The 14,321-nt window shown below is 39.4% G+C and carries 10 protein-coding genes, 1 tRNA gene and 1 pseudogene; 4 read left to right on the top strand and 8 right to left on the bottom strand.

The window, feature by feature from the left end:
• Positions 1-5 precede the first annotated feature (5 nt).
• Positions 6-1,034, bottom strand: coding sequence for a phosphoserine phosphatase SerB (gene serB / locus AAEY68_RS05670; protein WP_342879289.1), 1,029 nt, complete (start codon positions 1,032-1,034; stop codon positions 6-8).
• A gap of 152 nt (positions 1,035-1,186) precedes the next feature.
• Between serB and AAEY68_RS05665 the strand changes: the two genes are divergently transcribed.
• Positions 1,187-1,807 (top strand): AhpA/YtjB family protein, encoded by a 621-nt coding sequence (locus AAEY68_RS05665; protein WP_007581635.1) that lies wholly within the window; start codon positions 1,187-1,189, stop codon positions 1,805-1,807.
• Here the strand turns inward: AAEY68_RS05665 and AAEY68_RS05660 are convergent.
• From AAEY68_RS05660 to prfC, 4 genes are all read right to left on the bottom strand, one after another.
• The gene (locus AAEY68_RS05660) at positions 1,774-2,541 is read right to left on the bottom strand and encodes a TatD family hydrolase (RefSeq protein ID WP_165721059.1); all 768 of its coding nucleotides are present in this window, start codon (positions 2,539-2,541) and stop codon (positions 1,774-1,776) included. The genes AAEY68_RS05665 and AAEY68_RS05660 overlap by 34 nt on opposite strands.
• A gap of 21 nt (positions 2,542-2,562) precedes the next feature.
• Positions 2,563-3,201, bottom strand: a complete 639-nt coding sequence (gene pdxH, locus AAEY68_RS05655; RefSeq protein ID WP_010553172.1) for a pyridoxamine 5'-phosphate oxidase — start codon at positions 3,199-3,201, stop codon at positions 2,563-2,565.
• A 313-nt stretch (positions 3,202-3,514) separates the two neighbouring features.
• On the bottom strand, positions 3,515-5,266 hold the full coding sequence (gene argS / locus AAEY68_RS05650) for an arginine--tRNA ligase (protein WP_350585656.1): 1,752 nt from the start codon (positions 5,264-5,266) through the stop codon (positions 3,515-3,517).
• A 59-nt stretch (positions 5,267-5,325) separates the two neighbouring features.
• Positions 5,326-6,915, bottom strand: coding sequence for a peptide chain release factor 3 (prfC, locus tag AAEY68_RS05645; RefSeq protein WP_007581628.1), 1,590 nt, complete (start codon positions 6,913-6,915; stop codon positions 5,326-5,328).
• Positions 6,916-7,767: 852 nt separating this feature from the next.
• Between prfC and AAEY68_RS05640 the strand changes: the two genes are divergently transcribed.
• The gene (locus AAEY68_RS05640; RefSeq protein WP_350585655.1) at positions 7,768-10,434 is read left to right on the top strand and encodes an ATP-binding protein; all 2,667 of its coding nucleotides are present in this window, start codon (positions 7,768-7,770) and stop codon (positions 10,432-10,434) included.
• A 75-nt stretch (positions 10,435-10,509) separates the two neighbouring features.
• Here the strand turns inward: AAEY68_RS05640 and rimI are convergent, their stop codons facing one another.
• The 3 genes from rimI to AAEY68_RS05625 form a co-directional block, all read right to left on the bottom strand.
• A complete protein-coding gene (gene rimI, locus AAEY68_RS05635) occupies positions 10,510-10,977 on the bottom strand; it encodes a ribosomal protein S18-alanine N-acetyltransferase (protein ID WP_007581622.1) in 468 nt (155 codons plus the stop codon).
• Positions 10,964-11,269: a hypothetical protein gene (locus tag AAEY68_RS05630; RefSeq protein WP_024608990.1), complete on the bottom strand. Its 306-nt coding sequence runs from the start codon at positions 11,267-11,269 to the stop codon at positions 10,964-10,966. Before AAEY68_RS05630 ends, rimI begins: the two co-directional genes overlap by 14 nt.
• A 64-nt stretch (positions 11,270-11,333) precedes the next feature.
• Positions 11,334-11,410 (bottom strand) — tRNA-Trp (locus tag AAEY68_RS05625).
• A gap of 463 nt (positions 11,411-11,873) precedes the next feature.
• Here AAEY68_RS05625 and AAEY68_RS05620 point away from each other — a divergent pair.
• Positions 11,874-13,457, top strand: a complete 1,584-nt coding sequence (locus AAEY68_RS05620; RefSeq protein WP_350585654.1) for a BCCT family transporter — start codon at positions 11,874-11,876, stop codon at positions 13,455-13,457.
• 108 nt (positions 13,458-13,565) lie between these two features.
• A pseudogene (locus tag AAEY68_RS05615) lies at positions 13,566-14,321 on the top strand (helix-turn-helix domain-containing protein); the annotation flags it as partial.

Below are 14,321 nucleotides of genomic sequence, written 5' to 3'. Positions count from 1 at the left end.
CAACTTTAAAGAGCGGGCTCTTTATCTAACGGAATGGCCAACATATACAACAATTGTAATAATGACCCTTCACAAATAGCCGCTTGTGCTTGCTCAACTACTTTAGGTTTGCCATGCACTGCTACACCTAGGCCAGCTTTAGCCATCATGACTAAATCGTTTGCGCCATCGCCAATAGCAACTGTTTGCGACTTCTCAAGCCCTAGTTTATGTTGTAACGACTCTAGAATAATTGCTTTTTGTTGTGCATCTACAATTGTACCCAGTACTTTACCTGTTAGTTTATCGTCTTTAAATTCGAGTACATTAGCGTGCACTTCATCTAAATTAATAAGCTCTTGAACGCGCTCTGCAAACGGTACAAAACCACCTGATGCGATTACTAAATACCAGTCATGCTGTTTTAGAATTTGACACAGCACTTTAATACCCGGCATGAGTGGCAATGCACTTTTTAGTTCTTCAATTAAGCTTTTTTCAATACCAGCCAGTTTAGCTACGCGCTGATTTAAACTCTCGCTAAAATCAAGTTTACCCGCCATTGCAAGTGCGGTTACAGAGGCAACTTCGTCGTAAACATCAGCAAGGCGTGCTATTTCGTCTATGCACTCAATAGTTATTGCAGTTGAATCCATATCCATAACCAATAAACCAGGCTCATATAAATTAGGTGCAGTAGCAACTTGCACTAATTGACAATCTAGGGTGTTTGAAAACTCTTGTAGCACTAACGGGTTTATAGCTTGATCGGAGTTTTGCGCGTAAAAACACAGTGCTGGAGCTAACCCTAAATCTGGTTGATATTGACATATAGCAGTGACGGTTTGGTTATGCATAGCTAAAAAATCAATAATGCTAACAATGTGTTTTTCTTCAAAATCACCCGCAAATGCGATGCTAAATAACCCTAATGCTTTGTTTGGTATATAATCAAGAGGTGTAAATACACCACCACTATAGCTAAACCATTTATTTAGAGTTAAGTGTTGTAATGGTTGCTCAGCAGCTTGCTGTGCCATGTTGATTTGCGACATGGGATCTCCGTGTTTATTTTTATTTTCCTGATAATTGGCATATCATAACTGGTATTCTCAACACTAAATTCGCCATCAGGTGGGGTTTAAGGTTATAGTTAGTGTAGTTGTAACATCAAATCAAAATGCTGTCAGTAGCATAAACGGTGACTATGAAAAATAACCATATTAAAAACCCTATTACTGCTTCTCAAAGAAAACGACTTGTTCGCTTAATACTAGCGGCTGGTTGTTTTGTATTACTAAGCTGGGTAGGTGTTAATAGTAGTTTTCAGAGTCATCAGTTACTTTATGATAGTGCCGATAGCACGGCAAAAAGCCTCACTCAGTTTATGGCTTTAAATGTTAAAACACCGCTTATTGAAAAAAACAAACCACAGCTCAACGCCATTTGTAACGATATAAGTAAAGATGAATTTGTACTTTCTGCGACTATTTATGATCAACAAGGCATTTTAATTGCTAGCAGTGACAATTGGCAGTCACATCATATTTATGGACAACTCCCTGACTCTACACCGGGTATTAGTAAACTAAAAACACCTTTTATGGAACCCGTGATAAGCGATGATGACCGCCCTATAGGCTTTGTGTCTGTTACTTATTTAACTCGCGCCGCAATATCCGACAGCCATAATCATTTTCATGACTTAGGTCGGCAGGTACTATTAATGCTAGTGATTGCATGTATTTTTACGTGGCAGTTAGGGCGTGGATTAAAACGTTGGCAGGTAAATCGCTATATGCAAAAAACATCTGAACAAGAATCGTAAAGCTGCTTTGCAAGCGTCCCTCTTTCACTATGTGGCTTTAAATCACATAACGCGTTAAATACATCAGGTATATGCAGTGGCGTGTTAACTTCACCTTGATGACCGCTTAACGGCATTGAAGGTGAGTCGGTTTCAAGCACTAAGTGCTCTGGCTCAATAGCAGCAATAACAGCGCGTGTTTTAACTGCGCGATCATAGGTAATAACGCCGCCTATGCCAAGCTTAAAACCCTGCTTAATATAGTACTGCGCTTGTTGAAGTGAGCCCGAAAAGGCATGAATCACTCCCCCGTTTTTTGGCTTACACCGCTTAAACGATTGCGCAATTAAATCATGGCTTTGCCTATGATGCACAATGAGCGGTAAGTTAAGCTCATTAGAAAGCCCTATTTGCTGCTCAAATAAATAAGTTTGTTTAGGAAGGTTTTCAATACTTCGATCAAGCCCGCACTCCCCAATAGCTACCAACTGATACTTATTTGCAGTCGCGAATTCAAATAACGCTTCTATGTGCGATTCGTTATGTTGCTCTAAAAAGTAAGGATGTAGCCCTGCGGCTATTTTTATACTTGGGTAAGTTGCTTTGAGTTTTATGAGAGTATGCGATTGAGCAAGCGTAATACCCGGCACAACAAACTGATTAACTCCCTTTGCTACACACTCGTTTATGAGCGATTCACGATTCGAATCAAACTCGCTAAAGTCGAGGTGGCAATGAGAGTCAATAAATTGCACGGTTACTTACTCATCTTTTAATTAAGGGTTTAAGCGTGTAATTTGCCAGCTGTTATCTGCTTGGCGCTGATATATAAAGCGATCATGCAAACGATGCGCCCCACCTTGCCAAAACTCAATTTTAGTGGGTACTACACAATATCCGCCCCAAAAATCAGGGAGTGGAATTTCACCTTTAGCAAACTTATTTTTCATGTTGGCGAAGGTTTCCATGAGTACTTTACGTGATGACACCGGACGACTTTGCGCTGACGCCCATGCAGCTAATTGGCTTTCTTTAGGACGAGATAAAAAGTACTTTGCCACAGCAGATGTAGGTAATGGTTTAGCCTCGCCATATACAATAACTTGGCGTTCCATGTGGTGCCACGGAAAGTGCAGCGATATTTTGTTATTACCTTTAAGCTCTTGCGCTTTACGCGAACCTGTATTGGTAAAAAATACAAAACCGTTATCATCCAAATGCTTTAAAAGCACAATGCGCTGTGAAGGTTGACCGGTTTCATCAACAGTTGCTACAACCATCGCAGTTGGATCGGGTAACTGGCTTGCCACTGCATGCTCAAGCCATGTTTCAAACTGCTTAAACGGATCATCTTGCAAGTTATCTTCGCTTAACGCGTCTTGCAGGTATTCACGGCGGATATCTTCGAGTTTCATAACAAGTCCTTTAAATAAAGCCTTAGAAAAGAGCTTAGAGTAGCGAGCTTAAAACAATGGATGTTCAGTAGTAACAAATATTAAAATTCAGGTGTATGCGATAGTAATAACACCGAGTCTCAGGCGTATCGTTGGGTTTCGTTTCACTCAACCCAACCTACAATGTAAACTACACAACTCAGGTATCTGCAAGTGTAGGAGTGCTAGCAAGGCAAGAAGTTTATTTATGCCAAGGAGCATACGGTTTGTATGTGACTTAGGCTAAATAAACTTCTTAACGCAGCTAAAACGAACTACACGCAGCAGAAGGTGATTACATTTGCTCCATGACTTCGATGCCTAGCAAATCCAATCCCGTTTCTAATGTTTTAGAAACCAAATTACACAGCACTAAGCGGCTATCGCGCACGCTTGGCTCTACGCCCTCTTTAAGTACTGGGCAGGCTTCGTAAAATGTCATGTATAAGCTTGCTAGCTCATATAAGTAACCACATAGTACGTGCGGTGTTGCTTCGCTGATCATTAAATCAAGTACTTCTTCAAGCTGTAGTAGCTTAAGCGCTAGTGCTTTTTCTTGAGGCTCAACTATTTTAACATTAACACCAAGAAGAGTTAGCGCTTCGGCACTTAAATCTGACTTACGGAAAATACTGCGTATACGTGTATAAGCATATTGTAAGTAAGGGGCGGTTGCGCCTTCAAAGCTTAGCATGCTGTCCCAGTTAAAAATGTAATCGCTGGTACGGTGCTTAGAAAGGTCGGCGTATTTAACTGCGCCAATACCTACTTTACGTGCAATCTCGCTGCGATCGCTATCACTTAAATCCGATTCACGTTCAGCTAGTTTTGCAGCTGCACGGTTAATTGATTCTTCTAATAAGTCAGCAAGTTTTACTGTGCCGCCAGTACGTGTTTTAAATGGTTTGTTATCGGCGCCCATCATGGTGCCAAACGGGCAAAACTCGTAACTTGTTTCGTCTCGTAATAAACCTGCTTTACGCGCTGTTAGCTCTACTTGATTAAAGTGTAGGTTTTGACGTGCATCTACAAAAATTAAGATACGATCAGCACCTAATTTATTTGAACGATAATCACATGCCGCTAAATCTGTTGTTGCATATAAAAAACCACCGCCAGACTTTTGTACGATAAACGCAGATGGTTCACCATCTTTGTTGGCAAGTTCATCTAAAAACACAACTTGCGCACCTTGCGACTCTACTGCAATATTTTTATCTTTAAGTAGGCTAATAATATCGTTAAGTTCTGCGTTGTATGCGCTTTCAGCCATAATATCAGCTTGAGTAAGTGTTACATTTAAACGCTTGTATACTTCTTCAGAATGCTTAACTGAGGTAGCTATAAACAGTTTCCAAAGTTTTTCACAGTGCGCGTCGCCGCCTTGTAATTTAACAACGTAATTACGTGCTTTATCTGCAAAGCCTTCTTCGTCGTCAAAGCGTTTTTTAGCATCGCGGTAAAAGGTTTCTAAATCAGCAAGCGCTACAGAATCTAAATCTACACCTTGGCTAATTTGATCTTCTAAATGCGCGATTAACATACCAAATTGCGTGCCCCAATCACCCATGTGATTTTGACGTACAACCGTGTCGCCTCTAAATTCAAGCGCACGCACAATTGAGTCACCAATAATAGTTGAACGTAAATGGCCTACGTGCATTTCTTTAGCAAGGTTTGGTGATGAATAGTCAACAACTACTTTTTGCGGGTTAGCATGCTCGTTTACAGCAAGTTTTGCATCACTGTTAGCTGCTTTAACGCTTTGCGCTAAAAATTCAGGCTTTAAATGAATATTAATAAAACCTGGGCCAGCAATTTCAGTCTTTTGAGCAATATCGCTTACATCAAGATTATCTATAATTTTTTGCGCAAGCTCACGTGGGTTGCTTTTCATTTTTTTAGCCGCGCCCATTGCTGCATTAATTTGGTAATCACCAAATTGTGGACGTGTGCTTTGTGTTACTGCTGGGTTTGTATCTTCAGGTAAGCCTGCGCCCGCCATAGCGGCAATGGCTTTTTCGATTAAAATAGTACGAATATTCATATTTTTTACCTTTGTAAGCCCGCCAAAGCAGGCTTTCAGTTAACTGTAGTCAGTCGATTCTAGTTTTCGCGAGTGTGGTTAAATGTCACTTCTGGGTAACGCTCTACTGATAAATTAAGATTTACACGGCTCGGCGCAATGTAAGTTAAGTTATCGCCACCATCGAGTGCTAAATTACTTTCGCACTTGCGCTTAAAGTCTTCAAACTTTTTCACATCGTCGCTGCTTACCCAACGCGCTGTATTTACGTTTACACCTTCGTAAATAGCATCTACGTTATATTCGGCTTTTAAGCGCGCTACAACCACATCAAACTGAAGTACACCTACCGCGCCCACAATTAAATCGTTGTTTATAAGCGGTCTAAATACTTGCACAGCACCTTCTTCAGAAAGCTGTACTAAGCCTTTTAATAGTTGCTTTTGCTTAAGCGGATCGCGAAGACGAATACGGCGGAATAATTCAGGCGCAAAGTTAGGGATACCGCTAAATTTAAGTTTTTCGCCTTGTGTGAACGTATCACCAATTTGAATGGTACCGTGGTTATGCAAACCAATAATATCGCCCGCGTAAGCGTCAGCTGCGCGCTCACGATCGCCCGCCATAAAGGTTACCGCATCAGAAATGCTCACTTGCTTGCCAATTCGCACGTGATTCATTTTCATGCCTTGGCTGTACTTACCCGATACAATACGCATAAATGCAATACGGTCACGGTGTTTAGGGTCCATGTTGGCTTGAATTTTAAATACAAAACCAGTAAAGTTTTCTTCAGTTGCAACAATAAGTCTGTCTTCGGTTTCACGAGGCAGTGGCGTCGGTGCCCATTTAGTTAAACCATCTAAAACGTGGTCAACACCAAAGTTACCCAGTGCGGTACCGTAATAAACTGGCGAAAGCTCACCGGCTAAAAACAGATCTAAATCAAATTCGTTTGATGCGCCAATAACAAGCTCAAGCTCATCGCGTAATTGCGCAGCTAAATCTTCACCAATGGCAATATCAAGTTCTGGGTTATCAAGACCTTTAATGGTACGAACTTCTTGAATTTTATGACCCTGACCTGTTTTGTATAAAACAGCTTCGTCATTATGAATGTGATAAACACCTTTGAACTCTTTACCACAGCCAATTGGCCAAGTAATGGGTGCACAGGCAATATTTAGCTCTGTTTCAACTTCGTCAAGCACTTCCATTGGGTCGCGAATTTCACGGTCACATTTATTCATAAACGTAACAATTGGCGTTGTACGCAGGCGTGTAACTTCCATTAGCTTACGGGTACGATCTTCTACACCCTTTGCCGCATCAATAACCATTAAACACGAATCTACCGCAGTTAATGTGCGGTAAGTATCTTCCGAGAAATCTTCATGTCCTGGAGTATCAAGTAAATTAACAAGTGCGTTGTTATATGGAAACTGCATTACAGAGGTAGTAACAGATATACCACGCTCTTTTTCCATTTCCATCCAGTCAGACTTTGCATGCTGGTTAGAGCCACGGCCTTTTACAGTGCCGGCTCGTTGAATAGCTTGTCCGAATAACAATACTTTTTCGGTAATGGTTGTTTTACCAGCATCTGGGTGAGAGATGATAGCAAAGGTTCGTCGTTTATTAATTTCGCTAAGGAGATTTTGATCTGCCATTAAAAAAGTTCTTTTAGTTTGTATACGGATATTATCCACTTTAAGTATGCTGAGCTTTCAAGGCTTAAATAATACCAATTGCATTAAATTAGCGTTCTATTATAGCGATAATAAAATAGCGCAATAACAAGGCGAAATTATCACATAGAGTTATTCTCTATGAATAATTTTTAACGTAGTTAGTGAGTTATTTAATACGCTAGAACGATCTTGTTTTAATAAAATTGGTATAGAGCAACCTCGAAAGCTCAACACACCATCAGAAAAGCCCTAAATTGGCCCTTCACATGCGATCCGTTATGTTAATCGTAATTGGAGACTATTTTCGCTGATCTTGGCCTTATAAACAATCAATGGTTGGTTATTAGCTGATCTTTTTTATTAATATGGATTTTGGGAAGCCTAACTGCAAATGAGGTACAAAAAAATCAGTAATAAGCCAAATAAATAGAATCAGCACACAATACAACAAGCCTCTGCACACCATTAGAATTTTTAAGCCTTGCTTGAGAATATAACCTAGTGGCCCGGCTAACAGCCCTGCGTTAACCCACTGGTATTTATAACTAAGAGTAAATTAGAAAATTCAATTTTAAGTGATAGCATTTATCTTTAAAAAAATGACTTTAAAAGATGTAAATTTATGTAAACTTTTTTGAACGATAAAATAACGGTTATAAGCATGTAACTTATTAAATTAAAATAACTTAATAAAATAAAAAAACACCAATACAGAGCTAAATACCATGCAACTACTGATTGTAATTTAGCCACCAAGACCGCCACAAGCTTGTGTAATAAAGTCGTAACGCATATTATTGATAGATTGCATGGAGGATAAGTCGTTTGGTCATGAAAACCAGTAAGTTAAGTATTAGATTATTATGGTATATAACACCCCTTGTTATTCTACCGCTGCTATTTTTAGGTGGCTTTACGCTCACCAATGTAACTAATTCAACACAAAAACAAGCTGATTTAATAATGAGCCGCTTTGTTGAGCAACAACAGCAAAAAATATTTAATTATATCGACTCTTTTCACTCTACTGCAAAACTACTTTCAACCTCGCCAGTACTTAGTGATTTTTTAGCAAACGACATTCGTGCCAACGGTAATTACACCCGAAAACTTGGCGCGCTTATGGATGTATTTGCCAGTTACAGTGAGGCTTATCCCGATATAATTAGCATTAATCTAGTTTCAACAAGTGGGAAAAGCGATGCCTACTATTCTAACAACCTAACAACAGCGCCTAAAAGCTACCCGTTTTTTAATCAAGTATTGCAAAGTAATTTAAGTAAACAGCAATTTATGATTCAAAAGGATGATGGCACCACTAGTTTGTATTTTATTCAACGAATTTATAGTGTTGATTACTATTTAAAACGACCACAGCAGCTTGGTTTTATTGTAATACATATAGAACCTTCAATACTAAACTCTAGTATTTTAGAAGCGCCATATAACAACACGCTTAATTTAATGTTGACTAAAGACGGGAAAATTTTATTTAGCTCCGATTATAATATGCGTGGCCAATACATAAGCGAGTACGAACTTAATCAAGTGCACGACCTCGCTGATATCGGCATGCTTTCAACTATTGAACTCTCAAGCATAGACAAAATAGAGCGAATGATTTTTGCAGTGCAAATGCCCGGCGGATATTATTACGTATCAACCATTCCCAAAGGGGTGCTTTATCAATCAGGTAAAGCCATAAGTTTAATAACAGGCTTAATTGTTATTATTTCGGTGATCACCCTGCCAATATTAATTTTTGTAGTGGTCCGCAATTTATTACTTAACCCAATTGAGTTACTCGGGGCTGCGAGTCATCGTGTTGGTGATGGCGATTTGTCGGTGCACTTACCAGCTCATACAAATGATGAGGTAGGTGTTTTATTTAACGACTTTAACCACATGGTTAATCAAATAAGGCACTACCAACAACAGCTTGAAGAATACAAACACCACCTTGAAGATAAAGTGGAAAGTCGTACCCAAGCACTTGAAGCTATGAACAGCCAACTTGAGTTAGCTATTGGCCAAGCTGAGCAAGCTAATCAACTTAAGAGTCGTTTTTTAGCCAACATGAGTCACGAAATACGCACGCCGCTCACGGCCATTATGGGCTTTACAGAGCAGTTACTACATAACGATAAAGTAGCGAATGACAAACAACACCTAAGCACTATTTTACGTAATTCCAAACACTTACTAGAGTTAATAAATAACATACTCGATTTATCTAAAATTGAAGCTGAAAAGCTGGCTGTTGATTTGTCAGCGTTAAACGTAGTGCAGCTTGTGCACGACATTGAATCAATTATTCAACCACTGGCACAAGAAAAACAATTAACCCTTAATATCGACTATCAACTGCCGCTACCCCGCACCATTTATAGTGATGTGACCCGCTTAAAACAAATACTTATAAACATTGCTAATAACGCTGTTAAATTTACCGAAAATGGCAGCGTGTCTATTTGTGTGCATTATTTACAAGCAAGTCAAAAGCTAGAGTTTGTAATTAAAGATACTGGTATTGGTATGTCTGAGCATCAAATAGAACGTGTATTTAAGCCGTTTGAACAAGCCGATGCCACAACTACACGTCGTTTTGGTGGTACAGGTCTTGGGTTGTGTATTTCTAAAAACTTAGCACTGTTACTTGGTGGCGATGTAAACCTTGAAAGTGAAGTGGGTGTAGGTAGCCGAGTTACAATTAGGGTGGCATGTCAGCTATCTGATGATCAACCCATGCTTGAATTTTTAACGCAAGACAGCCAGTTAATACCAGAGAAAGACCCTCTCTTATCGTTTGCAACCAATAGCTTCGACGCCAATATATTAGTGGCTGAGGATAACCCAGATAACCAACTATTAATTAAATTATTACTGCAAACCTGGGGCCTTGAACCCGATATTGCCAGTAATGGCGCACAAGCTGTAGAAATGGCGCTCGTAAACGACTACCAACTTATTATTATGGATATGCAAATGCCTGTAATGGGCGGATTAGAAGCGACTAAAATGCTTCGTCATGCAGCGTATGATGGCCCTATCATTGCCCTTACTGCCAATGTAATGAACCATGATATAGGCACTTATCTAGAAGCTGGTTGCGACAAAGCACTGGCTAAACCCATTGATAAAGATGCTCTGGAAAACGTACTCGTAAGCTACCTGCATCTTGAAAAAGATAATCAAAATAAATGGGATAGCCTATTAAAGAGCGAAAAGTTTCAGCAAATTGCCGATAATTACTTAGCTAACTTACCTACATATTTAGAAGAAGTTAAAGCTTTGCAGCATTGTGATGATTGGGAAGCATTAAGAGGTATAGCGCACAGTGTTAAAGGCAGTTCTGGATGCTTTAACTTTGATGAAATTTACCATAGCGCTGCGGCACTTGAAGAGAACTTAAAAAGTAACAATAAAGTACCAAGAGACGAGCTGGTTAATGATTTAATAGCAGCCATTGAGCAAGCAATTAGCGACAAAGTAACCTAAAAAGTAAACTTACAAAACGGTACAAATGCAGTACTTTAGCGGCTCTATATTTTAAATGCTAATTACCGACTTTAATTATGAAAAGTTTAAACCTAGCGCCATACCCATTAAAATAGCGTCTTCAAAGCCATTTTTAGCAGGGTTATCACTTGGGTAGTAGTTTTTACGAACTGACATCTCAGCAAAGCCTGCGCGCTCGTACAGCGCAATAGCACGCGTATTTGATTCGCGTACTTCTAAAAAGAGGTTTTCAGCATTTTGCTGCTCACCATATTCAATAAACTGCGCTAACAACTGCCTTGCAATACCCTTACCCTGGTGACTTGGTGTTACACAAATATCCATAAGTGTAAAATCAGGCCCTGCTTTTTCACCAATATAAAAACCAATCATGCTCGCCTCATCAAATGCGGCAACATTAAAATAGCGCCCGCCTATACATGAACCCATTGTATTTAAAGTCCACGGATGGCTATGACACGCTGTTTCGATGGCCATTAATTGAGGTATTGCAGTTTCATCTACTGATTTAAAGTTTATCAAGGTATTCACTCATTAAAGCCCATAAAGCACGCTTCTCAGAGGCGTTGAGCTGTGGGGTTGGCAATGTAAGCTTATTGTCGTTTAATTGCATCTCACTGCCCTGTACAACGCTATTTATAATAATAGGTTCTGCACTGAGTTTAATGTCTGCAAGTAGTTGCTCATTTAGCGTTAAAGAACTAGCTATCGTGCTTTGCGATAAAGTATTAGCTTGATCATTTGCTTGAGGACAATAATGTTGATTGAGTTCAAGATTTTCTATATCAAAAATAGCTGCGTAACGTGGATGCATAACAACTCAGTAGATTAGACATTTGAACAATATAAGAAGTAATAAAAACGATGTAAAGAAGAAATGGCAGGGGCGGAGAGATTCGAACTCCCAACCATCGGTTTTGGAGACCGCTGTTCTACCAATTGGAACTACGCCCCTGCAATGACGACGAATTATAGAGAAGTTTCGCCAAAGGTAAAGAGAAAAATCACTCTTTTAGTTTAACTGCTTTTTAAATAAACAAAACGGCGAATTAGCATGCTAATTTACTGTTTTATCTACTGTAGTAATACAATAAATACTTTTATTTAGTGCTCTGCCTAACGAGGGTTATTAAGGATCGACAGCATAGAGACATAAACAACATCAATCCCATGCAAAAAACAGGTGAGAAAAACACCTAAAACAGCTGCCATTACTTTTTCCTTAACTAAATAAAACTTAGCGCATGAGTAAACATATAAACAAATCAATAACATTGATAGTATTTATGATACAGTTTCTCCTCTAGAAGATCCGCGCTTTATCTCTAAATTATATATTTCATCATGTATCTTATTTACGCGGGTTATACACAATACCAATATGGAGGCGCTTTAGCGAATGGTTTACACCATGTTATATGAAGTTTAAATCAAAAAAATACAGTATTGATTCAACCGATTACCAAGTAGGTCAAGATAACGTCAGTAAATGGGGGATGGATATTCATAGTAATGTGTTTTCTGTTTCAATTGGCTTATCCTTACTTTTCATAATAACTTTACTCGTCTTACCACCTAGCGAAACAAAAAACGCTATTAACGCCATAAAAAATGCTGCACTAGTAAATTTTGATTTCGTATTTATGTGGGGAGCAAATATACTCCTACTTTTTGCTATAGGCATTGCTGTTTCGCCACTTGGGAAAATTCGCTTAGGCGGCGACAAAGCAACAACTGACTATTCTACCCTTTCTTGGGTTTCAATGTTGTTTGCTGCAGGTATGGGCATAGGGCTTATTTTTTGGGGTGTTGCCGAACCAACAGCATTTTATACAGACTGGTTTGGTACACCGCTCAATGCGATGCCATTTACCGAGCAAGGACGTGAAATAGCTTTAGGCGCAACGGTATTCCATTGGGGCCTTCATGCATGGGCTATTTATGGTATGACTGCATTGTGTCTCGCTTATTTTGTTTATAATAAAGGCTTACCCCTTTCTATGCGCTCTATATTTTATCCACTTTTTGGAGATCGTGTATGGGGGAAACTAGGTGATGTTATAGATGTAATGGCTGTTTTGGTGACTCTATTTGGCCTTGCTACATCACTTGGTCTCGGTGGTTCGCAAGCAGCAAGTGGAATAAGCCACGTTTTAGGATTTGAGAATTCTCTACTATTGCAACAAGGCATTATTTTGCTGATTATGGGCTTAGCCATTTTGTCGATTATACGTGGTATGGATGGCGGCGTTAAATTACTTAGCAACATTAATATGGGCATTGCTTTTGTGTTTCTTGCCCTGGTTGCTATTTTAAACTTCTCTACCGTTCTTGATTCTGCCTACACCGCTGTCGTCGGTTATGTAACAAACATTATACCTCTGAGTTCTAGCACAGGGCGAGAAGACACTGAGTGGCTACATGGCTGGACTGTATTTTACTGGGCTTGGTGGGTGGCTTACGCACCTTGCTTTGGCATGTTTGTGGCACGTATTTCTAAAGGCCGCACCATACGCGAATTTTTAGTGTACGTATTACTTATTCCAACGCTTGTCACTACAGCTTGGATGTCAGTTTTTGGTGGCGTTGCTATCGATCAAATTATAAATGAAGTCGGTGTATTGGGTGCAGATCAGGGTATTACTGATGTATCACTTAGCCTTTTTTATATGCTCGATGCATACTCTTTTGGTACTGTGCTCTCGCTATTAGCGGTGGCGTTAATTATCATATTTTTTGTAACCACCCTAGATTCAGGCTCTATTGTAATAGATAGTCTGACATCAGGCGGTAAACTTGAAGTACCAATAAAACAAAAGCTAGTATGGGCTAACATTGCCGGTATTATTGCAATGGTAATGCTGTGGATTGGCGGTACCGAGTCAATTCAGGCACTACAATATATTACTATTATTGCGGCGCTCCCTTTTACTCTTATTTTATTACTTGGCAGTGTTAGCCTAGTGAAAGGCTTACTCACTGAGCTGGAAACACACAAGTAAAAGCATATTAGTACCAAGTAGTAATCGTAAAAAAGCCCGTTTAATAAACGGGCTTTTTAATGAGTAACTGTCTCGTCCTGAAATGTGTTTACACATTTAGGATTTATTATGACCAAGTCAAATAATACACCGATCAAACGAACACAACGAGATTATTCATTAGGCTTTAAATTACAAGTTGTCGACGCTGTAGAAAAAGGCGATATGACTTATAAACAAGCCCAAAAAATTTATGGCATACAAGGTCGTTCTACCGTGCTTACTTGGTTAAGAAAACACGGTAAGATGGATTGGACTCAATCACCTAAGATAACTATGCCTACATCACCTAAAGCCAAAGAAAGTCCCGCTCAAAAAATAAAACGCCTCGAGCGAGAGCTTGAAGATGAGCACTTACGTAACCTGTTACTCAATGAAGTGGTTAATATTCTTGACGCTGAGCATGGAACAAGCCTTCGAAAAAAGTATATTGCCAAGGAGCAAGAAGCCTTCAAAAGCAAAAAATAGTTAGCTTAGAACGTGCTTGCATGCTGCTTGGTATAACGAGACAAGCGATATATCAACGAGAGAGCAGAGCTAAACTGCGTGCTATTGAACTAGCACCAGTTAAAGCGATGGTATTGGAAATACGACGTTTTATGCCGCGCTTAGGTGGAAGAAAGTTGTATTTTTTACTTAAACCAAAATTCATAGAGCGAGGCATAAGTTTAGGTCGAGACGCTTTTTTTAGTTATTTGAAAAATGAACGTTTATTGGTTAAACCTAAGCGTAGTTACACTAAAACTACTTTTAGTAAACATTGGATGAAAAAGCATCCTAACTTGCTAAAAGATGTGCAACCATCGCGGCCAGAAGAGGTTTTTG

The organism is Pseudoalteromonas sp. RB2-MNA-CIBAN-0110 (assembly GCF_040309305.1).
In the GTDB taxonomy this organism is placed as follows: domain Bacteria; phylum Pseudomonadota; class Gammaproteobacteria; order Enterobacterales; family Alteromonadaceae; genus Pseudoalteromonas; species Pseudoalteromonas arctica.
Note: the sequence above shows the minus strand (reverse complement) of the source record. Positions and strands in the feature narration are given on the sequence as shown.